We start from the raw sequence: 22,139 nt of genomic DNA on the forward strand, positions 1-22,139 counted from the left end.
GAAATCTGCGGGAAACTATTTAGCAGTAATTGCTACAGAAACGCGAATTCATATAAATTCACAAGCCGCTATCCTCTCCTCAAAGAAAGCGGCTTGTGAATTAAGATTTTATTTATACAGCTGGTTAAAAATCAGTTTAAACGTTCCGTGTGTTTGCGCCCTGAATGCAATTTCCGGACCAAATGCATAAAGTTTTCCTTTACCAATATTTGCTTCAAACGCCGTTACGCCATCCTGCAGATAAGCCTGGCCCCAGGCCCAACCGCTACGCAGTGGGGTTGCAGAGTTAAACCACATTAAAGGCTTTATTTTTCCCGATACGATTGCATCACCTGTCAATTTGAACACTGGGCTATTGTCGAAATAGACATCGGCTTCGTGTTCCATTCCCCAGTTTGCCTGCTGTTTGTTATCAACTTCTACGTTAAGCACACTTCCAGGCACATAAAACTTTTCATCAGGCAGTCTTTTTTCCGTTCCGTTTACAATTTCAACCATCGCATTGCGAACAGGCAATTGTAAATGGTAAGCCAGGTTCGTACTCGAGCCGATGGTTACTATTTTTCCGCCATCTTCAAGGAATTTTTTGAGTTGAGGAATTGATTTGTCTGCTGTAATTCTACCGGTTTGTTTTTTAAATTCTTCCGGTACGTCTTGTGCATTTGGCGCACCAAAACCGCCTCCACCTCTTCCAGTAGCGCCGGCATTTGGCAATGCAGGAATTGCACCACCAACAAAAACAATTACATCATATTTCGATTTCAAATCTCCGGCATCAATATCCTGCGGATAAATTACGGTGGCGTTGTAATGGTATTGCTCCATCATCCAGCGGACCCAGCCAGAAGCCATAGAACCGCCATAAGTATCCCAAAGTGCAATTCTGCCGGCTGTAATTTTAGTTTTATTTTTTGGCGCAGAAGCGGCTTTCAGTTTCACGTTGGCTTTTTCTAAAATACTTTTAGCACTACCCGAAGCTGAAACATAGAAGTCGCCATTTTCTGTAGAACGATAAACATCAATTTTGCCTTTTAATAAATCATTTACAGCCGTATAAGAGTCGTTTTGTGCCGAAGCCAACACATAACCAGATCCCGATGCTAATTTGTTCTCCGGCTTTAATAACTGACCGAAAGGAATTCGCTCAAAAGGTCCGGAAAAATCATCGAGCAATCTGTCGAACTTAACATCCATCATGTAAGCGAGTGTCCAGCCGGCAGCATCATATGGCGGCGTTGGTGCGCTTCCTTCATATTTGAAATCATTCGGGTGGTCTTGTGGTTCAAACATATCCAAAACATGCGGTCGGAAAGCCTGATCTGTTTTAACCACATAACTTCCTGCAGGATAACTTTTACCTGCAACGGTAAACGGTGCCGTAGCTTTTTGAACCAAAATCCCGGTTCTGATTAAGGCATTCAAGAATTTAATGGCTGAATTAAAATCAGGTTGGTCAGCAGATAAAATATAACCTCTAGGGTCGCGGTTTAACGGCGCTTTCATAACCGTATCATAAGCCTTCATGCTAATTGCCCCTCTGCCTCTTGCAAATTCGCTACCAGCTGCAGGAGTTGATGTTTTGGCCGCAGCATTAATTGCATCTATTTTTTTAGGCGAGAAAGACCAGGTATCCTTTTTTCCTCTATCAATAGAGTTTTTACCCATCTGATAAATATTGTACAACAATTCGTCATGATAGCGTTGAGCATAACCTAAAACCGCATAATTTAAAGAAACCGAGTAATCTATCGAGTTTTTAAAATACCATTTTCTTGGTGTAATCGGGTTTGGCGAATCGCCGCTTGGCAACAACCTCGACGGAACAAGCGGAATGTCAGAAGGCGTTGGACTACCGATAATCTCAGTTAACAAGCCCACCATATTGTGAAAATACGTTGTCGTTCTTAAACCACCATTATACCAGGTCGAATAAACGGAGCCACCTCTCTGTGTATAACCTGGCTTGTTCTCTACGTTCATTCTATTGTGCATTGCAGCGCCAACAGCATCCAGACTGGTTAAAATTGTCGGGTCAAAAACGTAATTAAACGGATCGCGATAGGGCGGTCCGGCAACGACTGTTCCGGCAGGACCAGCCTGATGGTGGTTGTACATAATTTGCGGTAACCATTCTACAAAAAGCTGGCGTCCCATATTTTGAGTTTCCTTTAGGTTTAGCATGAAAAAATCACGGTTGTTATCATGACCGGCATATTTTTCGTACAATCTTGGCAAGCCGGATAAAGTTCTTTTTTTCGGATCTTTATCCTTCATATACCAGTTACTCACCAATTCCTGCCCATCGGGATTAGCGTGTGTAAAAAGGATAATTACGTTATCCAGAATTCTCATCGTTTCAGGATCTGTTTTCGACGCAAATTCATATGCCGTTTGAATCAGCTGATGTGCACCAACAACTTCGTTCGCATGTAAGCCCCCGTCAATCCAAACCACCGCTTTACCTTCTTGCGCTAAAGCCTTAGCCTGTTCAGGCGTAAGTTCTGCATGTGCCAGTTGCTGAGAAATTTCTTTGTATCGATCTAACTTTTTCAGGTTTTCAGGAGCGGAAACAATAAGCATATACTGGCTTCTGCCTTCTTCAGTTTTACCGATATCAACCAGCTTAACACGCTTCGATGTTTCTGCAAGTTTTTTAAAATAAGCTTCCGTTTGTGTGTAGTTTGCGAGTTGGTAATCATCGCCGATGTTGAATCCGAAGTGTGACTTTGGCGTCGGGACTTCTTGCGCAAACACAGCGGCACAACTCAACATTAAAAAGGTAAAACATAACCTCTTAAAGTAGTTTTTTATCATAGTTGAGAAAGTTTGGTTGGTTAGTGCCAAATATATAACAGAAAAGCTTCTATACTATTCTTGCTGTAAATTTGTTACAGTTTATACTGATTACACACCTGGGATTAAACATAAAAAACAGTATTTATTTAAAAAACCTGATCCATATTGCATACATTTGCCCTTGATGTAAGTTCTTAACTTTATTTTTTCATCAACCGGTATCGGTTTTACTTAGCTGTAGATTAAAAGGGAATCGTGTGTAAATCACGAACTGTCGCGCAACTGTAAGTCTTGTCTTTTTAATAAGGACAACAAATTATCAAAAAATGCCACTGTACTTTCGGGTATGGGAAGGCGATAATTTGGGGATAAGTCAGGAGACCTGCCAAATATCGAATTGACGATGCTTTCGCGTTAAAAAGCAATTGGTCAGGTCTGATTTGTACAATAAAATTACCATTTTATCAGGTTCTCCTTTAGGCCTTTTGGCTGTGAAATCGGTTTTTTGTGCACCAACCTTTCCTTTTATTTTTATCCAAAGCTTTGTAAAATATTGCTAAAAGGGCTTTTAAACGATTTTATTTACTTAATCTTTAAAAGAAATGCTAACGCAAAATCTGGGTTACCCGCGTATTGGTAGCCAACGAGAACTAAAAAAAATCTGCGAAAATTATTGGGCAGGTAAAACCGGGTACAAAAATGTACTGCAGGTTGGGAAAAACATCCGTCACGAAAACTGGCTGATGCAAAAAGAATCAGGAATAGATGTAATTCCATCAAACGATTTTTCCTTTTATGATCATGTACTTGATCATTCCTTAACCTTCGGTGCGATTCCGAAAAGGTACAATGAAGTTATCCTTAAAAAAGGAAACTCCGAACTCGATTTGTACTTTGCAATGGCCAGGGGCTATCAAAAAGATGGTTTGGATGTTGTTGCAATGGAAATGACAAAATGGTTCGATACCAATTACCACTACATCGTTCCGGAATTTTATGAGAACCAACCTTTTAAACTTTTTTCGACAAAAATTATCGATGAGTTTTATGAAGCAAAGCAACTGGGCATTCTAACCAAACCCGTATTAATCGGTCCGGTTTCTTATTTGTTATTGGGCAAAGAGAAAACGGCGGGGTTCGAAAAAATTGATTTGATTAAAAATCTGATTCCCGTTTATTTGGATGTCCTAACGCGTTTAAATGCATTGGGTGTAGAATATATTCAGTTCGATGAGCCATTCTTAACCCTCGATTTATCTGAAAAAGAGCAAAAAGCGTATGAATATGCTTATAAAGAAATCAGAAAGGCTTTTCCTCGATTAAAAATTGTTTTAGCGACTTACTTCGAAGGCTTAGGCAATAACTTATCGTTAACTTCTTCCCTTCCAGTAAACGTATTGCATGTAGACTTAGTAAGGGCACACCAACAATTAGAAGAAGTTATAGCGGCATTGAATGATAAAGTTATTCTTTCTTTGGGATTGGTAGACGGTAGAAACATCTGGAAAAATGACTTCGAGGATGCGCTCGACATTATAAATAAAGCAACCGAAAAATTAGGCCCGGAGCGCATCTGGATTGCTCCGTCTTGTTCATTGATTCATTCGCCTGTTGATTTGATTAACGAAACAAATGAGAAAAATCTCTCTCCGGAAATAAAACAATGGCTGGCCTTTGCGAAACAAAAAGTGGCCGAAGTTGTAACACTTAAAAAACTTGCATCAAACGAAGATCCTGCATCTACCCTGCAAAAACTTGAAGCAAATAAAATTGCCATTGCGAATCGGAAAAATTCTAAATTAATTCATAATCCTGAAGTTAAGGAACGGGTTAAATCATTAAAAACAGAAGATGCTGAACGTTTAAGCCCATTTCCATTAAGAAAAACAAAACAGGAAGCGCTCAATTTGCCACGATTTGCGACCACAACAATCGGCTCTTTTCCGCAAACCGCTGAAGTTAGAAGCTGGCGGGCAAAGTTGAAAAACGGAACTTTTTCAATAGAAGCGTATAATACGCTAATTGCTGAAGAAACCGCTAAGTCGGTGAAATGGCAGGAAGAAATCGACCTCGACGTTTTGGTTCATGGTGAATTTGAACGTAACGACATGGTCGAATATTTCGGAGAGCAGCTTTCGGGTTTTGCCTTTTCGAAAAATGGCTGGGTACAAAGTTATGGCTCCCGATGTGTAAAACCGCCAATAATTTACGGCGATGTTTCTCGTCCGCAGGCGATGACCGTAAAGTGGACATCTTATGCACAATCGTTAACGACAAAGCACATGAAGGGTATGTTAACCGGTCCTGTTACGATTCTGCAGTGGTCTTTCGTTCGTAATGATCAGCCACGTTCCGAAACCTGTACACAGATTGCTTTAGCAATTCGCGATGAAGTTTGTGATTTGGAAAGTGCCGGAATTAAGATTATTCAGATTGATGAGCCGGCAATAAGAGAAGGCTTGCCTTTGCGCAAGGCTGATTGGCAGAATTACCTGGATTGGGCAGTGAAAGCCTTTCGGATTTCGGCAAGTGGTGTTCGGGACGAAACGCAAATACACACACACATGTGCTATTCAGAATTCAATGATATTATCCAAAACATTGCTGATATGGATGCCGATGTAATTACCATCGAAACGTCACGGTCGCAAATGGAACTGCTCGACGTTTTTGCCGATTTCAAATATCCGAACGAGATTGGTCCTGGCGTTTACGACATTCACTCCCCTCGAGTGCCTAAAAGGGAGGAAATGATTACTTTGCTCAAAAAAGCAAAAGCTGTTATTCCATCAGGGCAGCTTTGGGTAAATCCGGATTGCGGATTAAAAACCCGGGGATGGGATGAAACCAGAAAAGCATTAATCGAAATGGTTGAAGCCGCCAAAGAAATGCGTAAGGCCGAACTTATTTTAGATGAACACCCGCAAATAAATTAATCCTCATTTTTGCCACGGGACTCGGAAAACGCGGAAGAAATGGAATTAAAAAATTCCGTATAAATCGGTGTTTCCGTGGCTACATTTTTATAACCAAAATCATGACCTTAGAAGAAAGAATCAGCGCATCAAAGACCAGTGTTTTTAAAGCCGTTTTTCCAAACACAACAAACCATTATGATACACTTTTCGGTGGTACGGCAATGCACATGATGGATGAAGTCGCCTTTATCGCTGCAACACGTTTTAGCCGGCAAATTATGGTGACGGTAAGCAGCGACAGAATCGATTTCAAAAAATCTATCCCGGCCGGTACCATTGTTGAGTTAATTGCCCGGGTAAGCCATGTTGGAAACACAAGTTTAAAGGTGAATGTCGAGATTTATATCGAACAGATGTATGCCGAAGGAAGAGAACTAGCCGTTCACGGCGATTTTACTTTCGTTGCAATTGATGAAAATAAGAAGCCGGTTCAGGTGATAAAATAGTTTAACTCGGCGGAAATCTTCTTAAATCAGCGGGAGAAAAAATATTATTGCAAATTAAATACCGCAAATATCCGCTGATTCACGCAGACTTAAGGTCATCGTCTTATATTTTCTTAAATGGTATTATAAAATTTTATTAACTAATCATGGAATATCAATACAAAATCAGGTACAGATACGCATAAACAACAGGGGCTGCAAGTAATAATCCATCGAAACGGTCGAGTAAGCCACCATGACCCGGAAGCAAACCTCCGCTATCTTTGGTATCCAAACTGCGTTTAAGCATCGATTCTACTAAATCGCCAAGGGTACCAAATGAAGCAATTAGTACGGCCATGCCAACCCAAACCGTTGGGGTTGTTTCCTTAAACAGGAATGATAGGCCATAGGCAACCAGGGCGCTGGTTAACATGCCACCAAAAAAACCTTCCCAGCTTTTTTTTGGCGAATGGCGCTCAAACAATTTACGCTTTCCGTATTTTACACCGAACATATACGCACCGGTATCATTTGCCCAGAGCATCAGTAAAAAAGCCAGGGGAAAATGAAAATTGTACTCATTCCAATGGTTTAAAAAACCCAGTGCATGGAAAAAACAGAAAGGAAAAGTTACATAGACGAATCCAACAAACGTATAAGATATATTGGCAAAGGGAATCTTGTTTTTCTTATACAGTTCGGTAATAAAAACCGAAAAAATCAACGGAATGCAAAGCAATAGATACTTAACATCATATCGTAAATAATGCAAGCCCGCAGCCATTAAAAAAATTAGCGCTCCGGCAACTAAGCCTATATTTCTATGCGGCCTGATACCGGAGTTTTTTATCAGTTTATAAAATTCAAAAAGCGAAAGAATACTTAAAATCAGATAAAAAGCAGTAAATACATAGGTTCCTAAAAACACGGAGCCTAACATCACAATTGTGAAAAAGAATGCCGTTATTGCCCGGGTTTTCATGATGGAAAGTGGGTGATGAATGATGGAAAATGGGTAATATACATGGCGTTATTCGATTTCATTTTTAACAATATATTCGATGGCTTTATCGAAATCTGCTTTATTTACCAAAACATTAATTTCGCCAATATTGTAAGCCGAAAGCTGCTTATTGATCACAACCGCAGGAATATCTTCCTCGATTAATCCTTGCTTTAATACTTCGGCGGCAAATGCATCACCTGTTGTATATACTTTAACCCAGTTTTCGCTCACGTTGTGCTGTATCTTTAAAAAATTTAAACAAAGCTATGGTTATTATTGCACTAATTAAATAGCCATACCACGGAAAACCGATCGGATTTTCTGCTTTATCGAGTGGCATGTTATGTTTCTGCATATAGTAAGCCACGCAAACGGCATAACCATTATTTATAAAATGTCCCAACATGGCATACCAGATACTTCCACTGAAATAATACAGATAGCCAAACCCGGCGCCTAAAAGTAACCTGGGTAAAAAACCATAGAATTGCATGTGAATGGCACTAAAAATAATTGCTGATATCCAAATGGCGGCATGGGGATTATTAAATGCTTTTGTCAACGAACGCTGCACACCGCCACGAAACATTAATTCTTCTCCAATTGCCGGTAACACCGCTATCATAATGAGATTTACGATAAAATCCCAAGTGCTGCGAACGGTTAAAAGCTGTATGGTAAGCTTCATTGCTATGTCTTCCTTTTCTTTCATCCAAGCTTCTATCTTTTGAAGAAAACCAGGTAAAACCATCTTTTGATTCCAAATTGCACTCCATTCCATAAATGGCATACTCAAAACCATTATCGCCAAAACAAGAATTAGCAGGGCTAATTTGGGCTTTTTAAAGCTATAGAAGTCGGTTAATTTTTTCTGTGCCGTAAGCGCCAAAGCTATCGGTGGCAAAATAAACGTACCTATCGAACTTAATATTTGTATAATTTTAAATCCATCTATAAATTTTGGATCTCCGGATAAAAGCTGGTTGATATTGCTAATCATGCCTAGTCCGTAAATCATTAATACAATAACCACAGCAATAATTCCGAAAACCACTCCGCCAACAACTGCGTAAAATAAAAGTAAAAGTAATTGCAGGAAAGGGTTGATTTCTTCCTTATCAGGTGTTACAACATTCATTATTTGTACCTTTGTATGTTTTATTAATCGTTGAAGATAGAAAATGTCTGTTAAGATAGGAAATATAGATTTAGGTGAGTTCCCATTATTGCTGGCTCCGATGGAGGATGTCAGCGATCCGCCGTTTCGTTTTGTTTGCAAGCAGAATGGTGCAGATATGATGTACACTGAATTTATTTCATCAGAAGGATTGATTCGGGACGCGGCAAAAAGTATTCAGAAACTGGATATTTTTGAATACGAGCGACCAATAGGCATCCAGATTTTTGGTGGCGATATCGAGCACATGCGTGAGGCTTCGGAAATTGCATCGGCGGCGGGGCCTGATTTAGTTGATATCAATTACGGTTGCCCGGTTAAAAATGTGGTTTGTAAAGGCGCCGGCTCAAGTTTGCTCCAGGATATTGATAAAATGGTAAAAATGACCGATGCAGTTGTTAAAGCCTCACATTTACCTGTTACAGTTAAAACCCGCCTTGGCTGGGATGATAATACAAAGAATGTTTACGAAGTTGCCGAACGTCTTCAGGATGTTGGCATCCAGGCTTTAACGATTCATGGAAGAACCAGGGCTCAGCTTTATAAAGGTGAGGCAGATTGGTCGTTAATTCGTGAAATTAAACGAAATCCTCGAATAAAAATTCCAATTTTTGGAAACGGTGATGTGGATAGTCCGGAAAAGGCTGCAAACTGGCGCATGGAATATGAAGTGGATGGTATTATGATTGGCCGGGCGGCAATAGGCTATCCATGGATTTTCCGCGAAGTGAAACATTTTTTTAAAACCGGTGAGCATTTGGCAGGTCCGACAATTGAAGAAAGAATTACCGTTTGCAGAACACACTTGGAAAAATCCATTGAATGGAAAGGCCCTAAAACGGGTGTTTTCGAAATGCGACGACATTACGCAAATTATTTTAAAGGCTTGCCTGATTTTAAACCTTACCGGATGCGTTTGGTTTCGGAGGGCGATATTAATAACATTTACAGCATTTTAGACGAAGTGGCAGAAAAATTTGCCAACTACGATCCTGCCAATCAAATGGCTTGATTTTTGAAAAGCTTTTTGTACATTCGTTAAATCATCATGGTTACAGCAATTACAGATGGGGTTAAGGTTTCGGTAGAAACCATCTATCAGCCGGAATATTCTAATCCTGCTAATGAGCATTTTATGTTCGCTTATCGCGTAGAAATTTCAAATCTTTCTGATTATCCTGTGCAGTTAATGCGCCGCCAGTGGTTTATTTTCGACTCAAACAGCAGTCGCCGAGAGGTTGAAGGCGAAGGTGTTGTTGGTTTGCAGCCTATTATAAATCCGGGCGAAAGCCACGCCTACGTTTCAGGTTGTAATTTAAAAACCGATATCGGTAGCATGCAAGGCAAATATTTAATGAACCGCCTTATCGATAATGTGGAATTTGATGTTGATATTCCAGAGTTTTTATTGATTGCTCCTTACAAATTAAATTAATAAATTATTTCTTGAAAACTTCCGGTGTTTTATTTTAATCCGTTTTAATAAAAATTTGTTGCTGTTGTTTTCAGTTGTATCGTTTCATTCCCGCCATTACAAAATATCGCAGATTTTTTCTGCGTAAATTAATTTAATCTTCGGGAAGTCTCTTGATAATATTTAGGGCTCTATTTCTTTGCTCCTATAGTTAAATCTCTAAAAAAATTAAAAGCGGCCGAAAAATTAATTTCGAACCGCTTTTTTAATTTTCATAAGTAGATGAAAATAGCTAGTCTCTGGTTCTTCCAAAAAGCATTGAAGCGTAATAAAGTAAGTTTGCCAGCGCGCCTATCGCAGCAACAACATAAGTCATAGCCGCCCACCAAAGCGCATCTTTAGCCTGTGCATTTTCCTCCTGCGTTTGCATAACGCCCTGGTTATTTTTTAACCAGGCCAGCGCCCTGTTACTTGCGTCGAATTCAACCGGCAATGTTATAATACTGAAAACAGTTACCAATGCCAAACCAACAACACCAATGGCCAAAACGATAGGTGTAACAGCAAAAACCATTAGCATTACACCAAGCAACAGTACCCATTGCAGCAAGTTTGATGAAATACTGACTACCGGAACCATTGTGCTTCTTAAATCAAGCCAGCCATAAGCTTTTGCATGTTGTACAGCGTGCCCGCATTCATGTGCAGCTACAGCTGCAGCGGCTACACTTCGGCTATAATAAACGTCGGTACTTAAATTTACCGTTCTATCTGTCGGATTGTAATGATCTGTTAGTTGCCCTTCGGTACTCATCACCTTCACGTCGAATATGCCGTTATCATGCAGCATTCGCTCTGCCACTTCCTTACCCGATAAGCCTGAGCTTAGTTGCATTTCTGCGTATTTAGAAAATTTATGCCTAAAACGCCATTGTACAAACATGCTCAGCAATAATACCGGGACGATTAAAATTAAATAAACTCCCATTTTCTTTTGTGTATGTTTTTCGTTTAGCACTATATCAAAAAGCGATCCTATATTAGAAACCAACATATTTGTATTAATTTTAAACTATGCCAAACAAATTATCTTATTGGGAAAAATCTTCTTTTTTTGATTTTGATATCATTCTGATCGGAAGCGGAATTGTTGGTTTAAATGCTGCCATCAACCTTAAAATTTCTGAACCTTCGCTAAAATTAGCCATTATCGAAAGTGGTTTTTTACCATCGGGCGCAAGCACAAAAAATGCAGGTTTTGCGTGTTTTGGAAGCATTTCTGAACTGATAGAACAAGAAGGTATATGTGGTGCAGAAGGGCTTGTATCGCTGATTGAAAAGCGCTGGAAAGGATTGTTAAAGTTAAGGGGTATTTTAGGTGATAAAGAGATTGATTATCAACCATTAGGGGGGTATGAATTATTTAAGGATGACGACATTTTTCTTTATGAGGCTTGTGTAGCTAAAATTGAACATTACAATCAGCTCATTAAGCCAGTTATCGGTTCCGATACGTTTTCTATTGGTAATAAAAAGATTAGCAAATTTGGTTTAAAAGGTATTAACGGCTTGATAGCAAACCGTTATGAAGCACAAATAGATACCGGAAAAATGATGTTTGCCTTAATTCAATATGCACAAAAGCTTGGTTGTACTATTTTTAATAATTGTGAGGTTGAGGAAATCGTTAGTGAGCATAAATTATTGGTTAAAACCAAACAAGGCAACTTCACAGGAAGAAAAGTTATCGTAACCACTAATGCTTTCGTAAATAAATTAATTCCGGGTTTGGATGTTAAACCAGGCCGCGGGCAAGTTCTGATTACCAAACCAATTAAAAATCTCAAAATAAACGGTACATTTCATTACGATAAAGGTTTCTATTATTTCAGAAATATTAACGATAGAGTGTTACTAGGTGGGGGAAGAAATTTAGATTTTAGAGCTGAGGAAACAACCAAACCGGGTTTAACGCCTATTGTCCAAGATACTTTAGAAAAACTTTTAAAGACTGTTATTTTACCGGAGACACATTTTGAAATCGACTATCGCTGGAGTGGAATTATGGCTTTTGGTAAACAACTGGACCCAATAGTTACAGAAACCAGCCCTAATATTTTTTGTGCGGTTCGATGTAATGGGATGGGTGTTGCCATGGGCAGCCAAACCGGAGAAGATGTAGCAGAATTGGTTTTAAAAAGTTTATAGCTTAAAATCGATAATGATAAACGTAAACCACAGATTTACACACTATCCTTCCTAAAAAATTTAATATGTAGCTAGCATTCAAAGCAAAATATTTTGGTAAATTTATTTTAAATCTCGATTTTTACTAAAATTTTTATCATTATGGATGTTACTGCTGTTGCCTTATTAATCGTTATTTTAATTGTATCGGTATTACTTTTTTTAAAGAAACCCCAAGCTGCTGTTGCATTAATTTCCATTGAAGAATTTGAGAAAATTAAGACCGAAAACGAGTCTTTAAAAATTAATTTAGCCAAGGCTGATGAACGTGTTTCAAATTTAACAGCGGAGCAAGCACACATAACCATTTTACTTAAACAAGAGCAGCAACGTCTAATTGATGAATTACAGGCAGAACGCGATCGCCTGGCTGATGCCAATCGTGAGTTGGAAGGAACAAAATCTTTTTACCTGGCTGAGAAAGAAAAATTGGCTGAACAAAAAATAAGTTATGAACAGTCACAAGAGAAGCTAAATAAGGATTTTGAATTAATTGCCAATAAAATTCTGGAAGAAAAATCAAACAGATTTGTAGAGCAAAACAAAACAAATTTAGATTTGATTTTAAATCCACTTAAAGAAAATATCAAAGCTTTTGAAGAAAAAGTCGAAAAGGTTTACAAGGCTGAATCAGACGAACGCAACATTTTAAAAGGGGTAATTTCTGAACTTCAGATTCAAAGTAAAATGATTCAGGAAGATGCAAATAACTTAACCAAAGCTTTAAAAGGCGATAGTAAAAAGCAGGGAAACTGGGGTGAAGTCATTCTGGAAAAAGTTTTAGAACGATCGGGTTTGGTGAAGGATCAGGAATATCGCCTGCAAGCCTCGCATACATCCGCCGAAGGCGGTCGTTACCAGCCGGATGTCGTAATTGACTTGCCAGACGACAAACATCTTGTAGTTGATGCTAAGGTGAGTTTGGTTGCTTATGAGCGTTCTGTATCAGCCGAAACCGAAGAAGAGCGTGAAGGCTTTATAAAAGCCCATCTTGCATCAATTAAGAATCACATTCAAGAATTATCATCAAAAAATTATCAGGATTTATATAAAATAAATTCTCCCGATTTCGTTTTGCTTTTTGTTCCGATTGAATCATCCTTCAGTATTGCCGTTCAAAAAGATGCAGAATTATTCAATTTTGCCTGGGACAGGCGGGTTGTTATTGTTAGTCCGTCTACTTTGCTGGCAACTCTACGCACCATAGCGAGTATGTGGAAACAGGACAGACAAAATAGAAATGTGATGGAAATTGCCCGTTTGAGCGGCAGCATGTACGATAAGTTTGTGGGATTTGTTTCTGATATGGAAAATATAGGTAAACACATCAAAAATGGTCAGGATGCTTATGATAAAGCACTTAACAAACTTTCGATAGGTTCAGGAAATTTGACAAATACATCCGAAAAAATTAAAAAGTTAGGTGCGAAAACGACTAAGCAAATTGATGTGAAGTATTTGGAGGAGGAAAATTAAATCCATAATTATTTCGTTTATATCTTAACCAATAAAAACCGAACAGTAATTTATACTGGTGTCACTAATGATTTAGCCATTAGGTTAAAATAACATATTGAAGGCATAAATAAATTTTCATTCACTAAAAAGTACAATTGCCATTATCTTATCTTTTTTGAAAGATACCAATATATCGAACATGCTATTGAGAGAGAAAAAGAAATAAAAGGTTGGAGTAGAGCTAAAAAGAATGCACTAATTGACGTTGAAAACCCACATTGGAATTTTCTGAATGATAGTATTCTCAACGAAGAATAATTTTATTGAGATTATTCTTGCTCAAATCGTTCCCAATTGCTTGTCATTCCGAGGTACTAGGATCTCCCAACCAATGAAAAACTAATGTTAATATGAGTATAACCCATATTATCATTACGTGCTATGCTACTTCAGTGCATGCCTGTTAAAGATTCTTCGCTATGCTCTGAATGACAAGTGGGAACATCACGCCACTCTGCATGTCATTCCGAGGTACGAGGAATCCCCAACCGATGAAAAACTAATGTTAATATGAGTATAACCCGTATTATCGTTACGTGCTATGCTACTTCCGTGAATGCCTGTTAAAGATTCTTCGCTATGCTCTGAATGACAAGTGGGAACATGACGTCACTATGCATGTCATTCCCAGGTACGAGGAATCCCAAACCGATAAAAAACTAACGTTAATATGAGTATAACCCGTATTATCGTTACGTGCTATACTACTTCAGTGCATGCCTGTTAAAGATTCTTCGCTATGCTCTGAATGACAAAGCATAGCGTATTAAGATCTTTTTAGCTTTTAAAAGCATTCCAACCCTGTGCTTTCAATTCATGAACATTGTTTGATTTTGAAACCATTTTGCATCCGGAATTTTTATCGGTGACGTGGCCAATAACCGTAATATCTACATCGTTTTTAAGTTTTTTATAATCGTCCTGACTAATCGTAAATAACAACTCATAATCTTCGCCGCCACTTAAAGCACAAACCGTAGGGTCGATGCCAAGCTCACGAGCCGTTTCATAAGTCATTGGATCCAAAGGAATTTTCTCTTCATAAATGGTGATGCCTTTGTCAGATTGTTCCGCTAAATGCAGAATTTCAGAAGCCAACCCATCAGAAACGTCAATCATAGAAGTTGGTTTAATATCCATTTCTTCTAAAAGTGCAACAATATCCATCCTGGCTTCTGGTTTCAATTGTCTTTCAATAATATAATCTTTACCTTCTAAATCCGGCTGAATTTGTGGGTTTTCTAAATAAATTAATTTCTCTCTTTCTAAAATCTGAAGACCAACGTAAGCCCCGCCTAAATCGCCTGAAACGCAAAGCAAATCATGCTCCTGAGCACCATTTCTATAGGTAACTTTATCCGCATCTGCATAGCCAATACTGGTAATGCTGATTACCAAACCTTGTTTACTGGATGAAGTATCGCCACCAATTAAATCGATATTGAATTTATTACAGGCCAATTCAATTCCCTTATAGATTTCTTCAACAGCTTCCAAAGGAAATTTACTGGATAAACCCAGCGAAACTGTAATCTGGCTGGCTTTACCATTCATGGCATAAATATCACTTAAGTTAACCTGAACGGCCTTGTATCCCAAATGCATTAACGGAACATAAGCCAAATCAAAGTGAATTCCTTCTAAAAGTAAATCGGTAGAAACGAGGGTTTGTTTGCCTTTAGCATCTAAAACGGCAGCATCATCGCCAACCCCTTTTACCGAATAATCATTTCTAATTTTAAAATTAGTTGTAAGGTGTTTTATTAAACCAAATTCACCTAATTCATTGATATCTGTGCGTTCTTTATTTTCAAACATATATTCTAAACCGTTAAGGTTTTTTAATTTAAACTTTGTTAATTAATAAGGCAATGCCTAATTTCTTTGAATAAAACTGTCGTTCTGAGGAACGAAGAATCTGTACTTTCAAAGTATATACTTTCATTGCTTGCAGATCCTTCCTTCGTCAGGATGACAAACCCTTTTGTTACATCCAATTTTTTCCCTCAGTAAAACGTGCAATTAACATTGCGGCAACGTTATCACCGGTTGCATTTAATAAAGTGGCCATTGGGTCGACCAATGTACCAATTATCATTGCAGGTGGTAAAGCTTCGGGCGGTAACTGATAAGCGGATATCATTAATAATTCGCCAATATATCCTCCATTTGGTATTCCGCCTTCTACTATACTTACTAAAACTGTTATGCCTAATGCTAAAATTATGGTATCTACGTGAACCAAATCTTTTCCAAAGATCGCAAAAACTACGGCAATTTTTACAATAGAACTGATACTCGACCCATCTTTATGTAATGTAGAACCTAATGGAATCGTCACATTTGTAATATATGCCGGAACACCCATTTTTGAAGTACCTTCTAAATTTGCGGGTATGGTTGCAATGCTGCTGCAGGTACCAATCGAGGTTAAGGAAGGTACAATATTATTCTTCCAAAACACTTTTATTGCTTTAAATCCACCTGCTACAAATGCATAAAAAGTAAAAAAAACAATAAAATAAAAGGCGCCAACTCCGTAGTATAAACCTAGTGCTTTAGCGTAAGTACCAAAAAGTTGCGGTCCGAAAACACCAACCTGATAGGCAAAATAAGCACCTAAACCAATTGGCCCAAGTTTCATAATCAAAATGATGAGTTTTTTCATCACTTCGTTTCCCGAAACTAAAAAGTTTTTAAAACCGTCACCTTCTTTCCCGGAATATAAAGTTGAAAAACCAACTAAAACTGAAAAAATAATCAGCGCAAGCATATTTTTTCGACTCCCGATTTCGAAGAATTCTCCAACGGTTAGCAGTTGAGTCATTTGTTCTCCAAACGATTGAATTTTCTCGTTTTCAACAGGTAATGGGCTGTTACTTAATTGTTGATGGATTGGAAAAATCCGGGTGGCAACTAAAGTTAAAATTGCGGAAATTAAAACTGTTGATAGAAAAACCAACACCATAACCGTCAGCAATTTTCCCAATTTTTTACCGCGATCGATATTGGCTATGGCCGATGAAACCGCAAAAAATACCAATGGAATTACCGCTGTAAACAACAGGTTTAAAAATATATCACCTAGTGGTTTTATACTTTCAACACTTTTTCCAAAAATTAAACCAACAATACTTCCCGCAGTAATACCTGCCAAAAGCCATAATAAGCCGGAATAATTTTTTAGAATGTTGTTTGTTTTCATTTAAAAAAATTGCTTACCGCCTAGGCACCTAAGGTTAATTTTCTTAGGTGTCTAAGGTGGTGAAAAAATTATAGCCCCAATTCTGCTGAAATATCAAGCATTCTTTGAATAGGTTTACGGGCTTGTTCTATAATATGTTCAGGTACAGTTACTTCTGGCAATCCATTTTTAATACATAAATATAGTTTTTCTAATGTATTTCTTTTCATGTACGGGCAATCGTTACAAGCACAGCTGTTATTTGGTGGCGCCGGAATAAAAGTTTTATCAGGACAAGCTTTCTCCATTTGATGGATAATGCCGCTTTCAGTTGCTACAATAAACTCTTTTGCAGGGTTGGAAATGGTATATTTCAAAAGCCCTGTAGTGGATCCGACATAATCAGCCATTTTTAAAACCACTTCTTCACATTCAGGGTGTGCAATAAACTTAGCTTCAGGATGGCGTTCTTTCAGTTTTGTAATTTTCTCCTGAGAAAAAATTTCATGAACCATGCATGCACCATTCCACAGCACTAAATCGCGGCCGGTTTTTTTAGCTACATAAGCCCCTAAATTTCTATCCGGACCGAATATAATCTTCTGCTCTTTTGGTAAACTTTCCACAATCTGAACAGCATTTGTTGAGGTACAAACGATATCACTTAAAGCTTTAAGTTCAGCCGTACAATTCACATAAGTGATGACCAAATGATCGGGATATTTTTCCTTAAATTTTTTAAATAAGTGAGGGGGGCAGCTATCAGCAAGAGAACAACCTGCTTTTACATCAGGCAATAAAACCTTTTTCGATGGTGATAAAATCTTAGCTGTTTCGGCCATAAAATGAACCCCGGCAAAAACAATTACATCAGCATCGGTTTTTGCAGCTTCCTGAGATAAGCCCAAACTATCTCCTATATAATCAGCAATATCCTGTATATCAGGTTCTTGATAATAGTGTGCAAGTATTATCGCATTCTTTTCTTTCTTTAATTTTTCGATTTCAGCAAAAAGGTCGAGCGTTGGATCAATTTCTTCCTCTACGAATCCTTTTTTATTAATTTCTTCTAATACATCAATGTTCATTATTAATTTTCCTTTTTTGAATTTAGACGTTGGTCAAAGATAAAGCTTTCCACGTCTCAATAATTAATAAGTTATTTTAAATAAATAGATCTTGTTTGTTTATTAGTGTGTTGGTAATGTTGGCAAGTTTCAAAAAAATATTCTTTTAGATAAGTTGTTAATCGTTTACTAACATTTAGATTACATTTTTATAATATGATAAGATTGATTTTCAGTACTATCGAAAAACGACTTAAATTTTATCAATATTGGAATGTTAATTGTTTGTAATGGTGTGAAAAGTTAATTACTTGTACAAAGGTGCTTAAAAATTGAGTAAAAGATTGTGGCAAATTGTCTTTTTAGAGTAGCTTTAAACATTCAAATTTATTTGTTAGTCTTATTTCTACATATAGCTAACAGTTGTTCTATAGTTATCAACAACGTTGATAAAGTAAATGTTTTTAAATGAGAAAAGTAGATTTTCTGGTAATAGGTTCAGGTATAGCGGGTTTGAGTTTTGCACTTAAGGCGGCAAAGTTTGGTAAGGTTTTAATTGTTACTAAATCAAATGAAGACGAATCGAATACTAAATACGCTCAGGGCGGTGTTGCAGTTGTTGTTGATAAAGGTGATTCTTTCGAGAAGCATATACAGGATACTTTGATTGCCGGCGATGGATTATGCGATGAAAAAATTGTGGAAATTGTTGTAAAAGAGGGTCCTCAGCGTATTCAGGAGATTATCGACTATGGTATAAATTTCGACAAAGATAACGCTGGCTTTTATGATTTAGCTAAGGAAGGCGGTCATTCTGAGCATCGTGTTTTGCACTATAAAGACATCACCGGATACGAAATTGAACGTGTACTTTTAAAGGAAATTCACGAAAATCCGAACATAGAGATATTAACACATTACTTTGCTTTGGAGTTAATTACCCAGCACCACCTTGGTGAGTTTGTGGATAAGCGTACCGAAGATATTAACTGTTATGGTATATATGCCTTTAACACAGAGCTTAACGATGTGGAAAAGATTGTGGCAAATGTTACGGTTATGGCATCCGGCGGTGCCGGACATGTCTATTCTGCTACAACTAATCCTGTAATTGCAACAGGCGATGGTATGGCTATGGTTTACCGGGCCAAAGGAAAAGTCAGGAATATGGAGTTTATTCAGTTTCATCCGACTGCGTTATACCATCCGGGAGAGTATCCTTCATTCTTAATTTCAGAGGCAGTTCGTGGTTTTGGCGGGGTTCTTCGACGTAAAAATGGTGAAGAATTTATGCAGGAATATGATGAACGTAAATCGTTAGCACCTCGGGATATCGTTGCAAGAGCAGTAGATAATGAAATGAAGAAATCTGGCGATGATTTTGTGTATCTGGATATTACGATGCGTAAGAAAGCTGATATTTTAAAACACTTTCCGAATATATATGCGAAGTGTTTATCTATTGGTATCGATATGACCAAAGATTATATACCGGTTACGCCAGCTTCGCATTATATGTGTGGCGGAATTTTGGTTGATGAATATGGACGTTCTTCTATAAAAAATCTTTATGCATGCGGCGAATGTTCTTCAACCGGTTTACATGGAGCCAATCGTTTAGCTTCCAATTCACTATTGGAGGCAACTGTTTTTGCACATCGTATCTATCAGGATGCTATTGAAAATTTCCGGAAGAACATCATCCCTGAGCATATACCGGAATGGAATTCTCAAGGCGTTACGCAGAGTAATGAAGATGTTCTGGTTACCCATAATTTAAGGGAACTGCAGAAAGTTATGGGCGATTATGTCGGTATCGTTCGTTCTGATTTCAGATTAGAAAGGGCTCATCGCCGATTGTTTCTCATTTACCAGGAAACAGAAGAATTTTATAAAAAGAATAAGGTTTCGGTTAAACTTTGTGAATTAAGAAATGTAATTCAAACGGCTTACCTGGTTATAAAATCTGCAATGCAAAGGAAAGAAAGCAGGGGATTGCACTTTACAACTGATTATCCAAATCATGCTAACGAGTTAATTGATACTGTTTTTTAACCCCTAATTTTCTGAGGACTTTAAACCTTACTCCATTTTACATATACCATCTTACATTTTAACTATGCCTTTAATACTTCCGGTAAAAGATAAACATCCTGAAATAGGAAAAGATAACTTCATTGCAGAAAACGCCACAATAGTAGGGGATGTGACCATTGGTGATAATTGTTCTGTTTGGTTTAATGCAGTGATTAGAGGTGATGTAAATGCCATTACCATCGGAAATGAATCAAACATTCAGGATGGTGCGGTAATTCATGCTACTTATTTAAAAGCATCAACACATATTGGTAACCGGGTTTCTGTAGGGCATAATGCAATTGTTCATGGTTGTACGGTGGAAGATAATGTATTGATTGGTATGGGTGCAATTGTTATGGACCATGCAATTGTAGAACAGTACTGTATTATCGCAGCCGGTTCAGTTGTTTTAGAAAATACGATTTGCGAAACAGGTTATTTATATGCGGGTACACCTGCAAAAAAGATAAAGCCCATTACTGATGAGCAAAGGGCTTTATTAAATAAATTACCGGATAACTATATTATGTATTCAGGCTGGTTCAGGGCTTAGGCGGAATCGTTAAATTGTCTATCCTTTCCCAATTAGGTTTCAGTGATTTTTCTTCCGGAGAATACCATATTTTTTCAGGTTGGGTACCGGATTTAACATTTCCTGTATCCCATATTCCATTTTTATTATCATCATAAATAACCCTTATGAAATATTTACCTGCCGGATAGTTTGCGAAGGTTATTGTTGTTTTTTTATTGATTAGGAAGGATTTAATAGGTGCTTTTTTTTCATTGATAAATTCTACAATATAGTTTTTTGTTGTATCCGGAACTTCAATATTTAAACCAAGCGTAGCATAATTTTCCTTCGGATCGAGTATGAATTTTTTAGTAAAATCTTTATTTTTTGAGTTGAAAATTCCTGTAAAAGTGCCTGCATTAAATTTGATATCGTAACTCTTTTTGATTTTCCAGGGATATTTAATATGGTATTGCAGGAAGTTAATGCTGTCTTTTACGAGTTCGAAGTTCGTGCGTTTTACAGAATCTTCAAGTAGGGTTATTTTAGAAGCATCAGCAGAATTTACCGGTAAGGTAAAGGTTAATGTAAAAGTTTGAAAAGGGTTAAGCTTTCCGCTGGCGGCATTATCTGCCGGTGTAAGGTCTCTGGTATACGTATCTTTTTTACCTCGTGTTAAATTAACAGTTTGTAAAAGTTTACCCTGGTCTTGGATGGCTACTTTAACAGAATCGAAGCTCAAGTCATTTAGCCATACTTTTGCAGTGTCATTGGTTTTATTGAAGAGTACCTTTTTAGATACATCTAAAGCAGCAGGTTCAGTAACAGTTAATTGAGGCTGTTTGAGTTGTTGCGTAAAACTAAACGAAATACTTCCATCAGTATTTATCTTTTTATCTAAAACCCTGAAGTCAGGAGCAGTTTCTTTAAACACCTGTAAATTGATGTTGTCAATATTTTTATCAATAACTAAGGGTTCCTTTAGGTATCCAACCTCATCGGAACTTTGCTGATAAATCTTATCACCCCCCCCGGTTGATTCTTTTAAAGCATATACTTTATAAGTACCTTTTCTTAAATTATTCAGTTTATAATTTCCCGCACTATCTGTTAAGGTGTAAATTGAGGGGCGTCTTTTGCCAAATAAACTATCACGTTCTACCGGTAGAATAAATACTGTAGCTTCTTTTTCAAAATCTCCGGTAAGCGAATTTGTCACTTTCCCGCTTAAGCTTAAAGAATCTATTTCGTTACCGGTTGAAAAAACGTACGATAAATTTTTAATAACGTTGGCTTCATTAATATCTGCTATGGCTTTCCCAAAATTTAAAGTATAAGTTGTATTTTTTTCAAGGGTATCGGGCATGGTAATTTCCAATATCTTCTTTTTGATTTTTAATATTGGTGCTTTTTCTAATTCTGGTGAGATAGAAAATTCTTTGGTTTCATTTTGAATTTTAAAAAATTCATCAAACTGTATCAGAATTTTCTTTGCGTTAAAATTTCTGGTCTGATTTTTTGGAATCATACTAACTACCTTTGGCGGTTTGTTGTCTTTCGGACCACCTTGAGGAGTTTGTATACTAGCACAGCCAAAAAATAGGAGCAAAGCAAAAACAGCTGCTAAATTTTTGAGGTTAAAATACTGAGCTTTTAAATTTGGCATATTTTAGACGTTCTGACGAGTTTTTAATGTTTTTGGAATGATAATATTAAAAAATATTTTTTTTC

The 22,139-nt window shown here is 37.5% G+C and carries 18 protein-coding genes and 1 riboswitch; of the genes, 9 read left to right on the forward strand and 9 right to left on the reverse strand.

What is annotated here, in order from left to right; translation table 11 throughout:
* Nucleotides 1-108 precede the first annotated feature (108 nt).
* A complete protein-coding gene (locus tag O0931_RS12270; protein ID WP_269415872.1) occupies nucleotides 109-2,814 on the reverse strand; it encodes a M14 family metallopeptidase in 2,706 nt (901 codons plus the stop codon).
* A gap of 187 nt (nucleotides 2,815-3,001) precedes the next feature.
* Nucleotides 3,002-3,200: riboswitch (cobalamin riboswitch) on the forward strand.
* Nucleotides 3,201-3,398: 198 nt separating this feature from the next.
* On the opposite strand from O0931_RS12270, the gene metE reads away from it, so the two are divergent.
* Nucleotides 3,399-5,732: a 5-methyltetrahydropteroyltriglutamate--homocysteine S-methyltransferase gene (gene metE, locus O0931_RS12275; protein ID WP_269415873.1), complete on the forward strand. Its 2,334-nt coding sequence runs from the start codon at nucleotides 3,399-3,401 to the stop codon at nucleotides 5,730-5,732.
* A gap of 101 nt (nucleotides 5,733-5,833) precedes the next feature.
* Nucleotides 5,834-6,220, forward strand: coding sequence for an acyl-CoA thioesterase (locus O0931_RS12280; RefSeq protein ID WP_269415874.1), 387 nt, complete (start codon nucleotides 5,834-5,836; stop codon nucleotides 6,218-6,220).
* Nucleotides 6,221-6,374: 154 nt separating this feature from the next.
* On the opposite strand, the gene O0931_RS12285 is transcribed toward O0931_RS12280, so the two are convergent.
* From O0931_RS12285 to O0931_RS12295, 3 genes are read right to left on the reverse strand one after another with little or no spacing between them, the layout of a single operon-like run.
* Nucleotides 6,375-7,184 (reverse strand): phosphatidate cytidylyltransferase, encoded by an 810-nt coding sequence (locus O0931_RS12285; protein ID WP_269415875.1) that lies wholly within the window; start codon nucleotides 7,182-7,184, stop codon nucleotides 6,375-6,377.
* 48 nt (nucleotides 7,185-7,232) lie between these two features.
* Complete coding sequence (locus tag O0931_RS12290; protein ID WP_269415876.1) at nucleotides 7,233-7,439, reverse strand: putative signal transducing protein; 207 nt, start codon at nucleotides 7,437-7,439, stop codon at nucleotides 7,233-7,235.
* The gene (locus O0931_RS12295; protein ID WP_269415877.1) at nucleotides 7,420-8,346 is read right to left on the reverse strand and encodes a CPBP family intramembrane glutamic endopeptidase; all 927 of its coding nucleotides are present in this window, start codon (nucleotides 8,344-8,346) and stop codon (nucleotides 7,420-7,422) included. The genes O0931_RS12290 and O0931_RS12295 overlap by 20 nt, the downstream gene beginning before the upstream one ends.
* Before the next feature lie 43 nt (nucleotides 8,347-8,389).
* On the opposite strand from O0931_RS12295, the gene dusB reads away from it, so the two are divergent.
* Both dusB and apaG read left to right on the forward strand, forming a co-directional pair.
* Nucleotides 8,390-9,397, forward strand: a complete 1,008-nt coding sequence (dusB, locus tag O0931_RS12300) for a tRNA dihydrouridine synthase DusB (RefSeq protein WP_269415878.1) — start codon at nucleotides 8,390-8,392, stop codon at nucleotides 9,395-9,397.
* A gap of 36 nt (nucleotides 9,398-9,433) precedes the next feature.
* Entirely contained in the window at nucleotides 9,434-9,820 is a 387-nt protein-coding gene (gene apaG, locus O0931_RS12305) for a Co2+/Mg2+ efflux protein ApaG (RefSeq protein ID WP_269415879.1), read from the forward strand.
* A gap of 271 nt (nucleotides 9,821-10,091) precedes the next feature.
* Here the strand turns inward: apaG and O0931_RS12310 are convergent, their stop codons facing one another.
* Nucleotides 10,092-10,787, reverse strand: a complete 696-nt coding sequence (locus O0931_RS12310) for a zinc metallopeptidase (protein WP_269415880.1) — start codon at nucleotides 10,785-10,787, stop codon at nucleotides 10,092-10,094.
* Between the two features lie 86 nt (nucleotides 10,788-10,873).
* Here O0931_RS12310 and O0931_RS12315 point away from each other — a divergent pair, with 86 nt between their 5' ends.
* From O0931_RS12315 to O0931_RS12325, 3 genes are all read left to right on the forward strand, one after another.
* Nucleotides 10,874-12,007: an NAD(P)/FAD-dependent oxidoreductase gene (locus O0931_RS12315; protein WP_269415881.1), complete on the forward strand. Its 1,134-nt coding sequence runs from the start codon at nucleotides 10,874-10,876 to the stop codon at nucleotides 12,005-12,007.
* A 141-nt stretch (nucleotides 12,008-12,148) separates the two neighbouring features.
* Nucleotides 12,149-13,522: a DNA recombination protein RmuC gene (locus tag O0931_RS12320; RefSeq protein ID WP_269415882.1), complete on the forward strand. Its 1,374-nt coding sequence runs from the start codon at nucleotides 12,149-12,151 to the stop codon at nucleotides 13,520-13,522.
* On the forward strand, nucleotides 13,523-13,615 hold the full coding sequence (locus O0931_RS12325) for a GIY-YIG nuclease family protein (RefSeq protein ID WP_331283629.1): 93 nt from the start codon (nucleotides 13,523-13,525) through the stop codon (nucleotides 13,613-13,615).
* A 726-nt stretch (nucleotides 13,616-14,341) separates the two neighbouring features.
* Here O0931_RS12325 and thiL read toward each other — a convergent pair.
* From thiL to nadA, 3 genes are all read right to left on the reverse strand, one after another.
* Nucleotides 14,342-15,382 carry a thiamine-phosphate kinase gene (thiL, locus tag O0931_RS12330; protein WP_269415883.1) on the reverse strand — a complete coding sequence of 347 codons (1,041 nt, stop codon included), beginning with the start codon at nucleotides 15,380-15,382 and terminating at the stop codon, nucleotides 14,342-14,344.
* 169 nt (nucleotides 15,383-15,551) lie between these two features.
* The gene (locus tag O0931_RS12335) at nucleotides 15,552-16,769 is read right to left on the reverse strand and encodes a dicarboxylate/amino acid:cation symporter (RefSeq protein WP_269415884.1); all 1,218 of its coding nucleotides are present in this window, start codon (nucleotides 16,767-16,769) and stop codon (nucleotides 15,552-15,554) included.
* Nucleotides 16,770-16,837: 68 nt separating this feature from the next.
* Nucleotides 16,838-17,836, reverse strand: coding sequence for a quinolinate synthase NadA (gene nadA / locus O0931_RS12340; protein ID WP_269415885.1), 999 nt, complete (start codon nucleotides 17,834-17,836; stop codon nucleotides 16,838-16,840).
* 447 nt (nucleotides 17,837-18,283) lie between these two features.
* On the opposite strand from nadA, the gene nadB reads away from it, so the two are divergent.
* The gene (gene nadB / locus O0931_RS12345; RefSeq protein WP_269415886.1) at nucleotides 18,284-19,870 is read left to right on the forward strand and encodes an L-aspartate oxidase; all 1,587 of its coding nucleotides are present in this window, start codon (nucleotides 18,284-18,286) and stop codon (nucleotides 19,868-19,870) included.
* Between the two features lie 64 nt (nucleotides 19,871-19,934).
* Entirely contained in the window at nucleotides 19,935-20,447 is a 513-nt protein-coding gene (locus O0931_RS12350) for a gamma carbonic anhydrase family protein (protein WP_269415887.1), read from the forward strand.
* Here the strand turns inward: O0931_RS12350 and O0931_RS12355 are convergent.
* Nucleotides 20,437-22,074: an Ig-like domain-containing protein gene (locus O0931_RS12355; protein ID WP_269415888.1), complete on the reverse strand. Its 1,638-nt coding sequence runs from the start codon at nucleotides 22,072-22,074 to the stop codon at nucleotides 20,437-20,439. The genes O0931_RS12350 and O0931_RS12355 overlap by 11 nt on opposite strands.
* Nucleotides 22,075-22,139: the final 65 nt, after the last annotated feature.

Source organism: Pedobacter rhodius (assembly GCF_027213645.1).
Classification (GTDB): Bacteria; Bacteroidota; Bacteroidia; order Sphingobacteriales; family Sphingobacteriaceae; genus Pedobacter; species Pedobacter rhodius.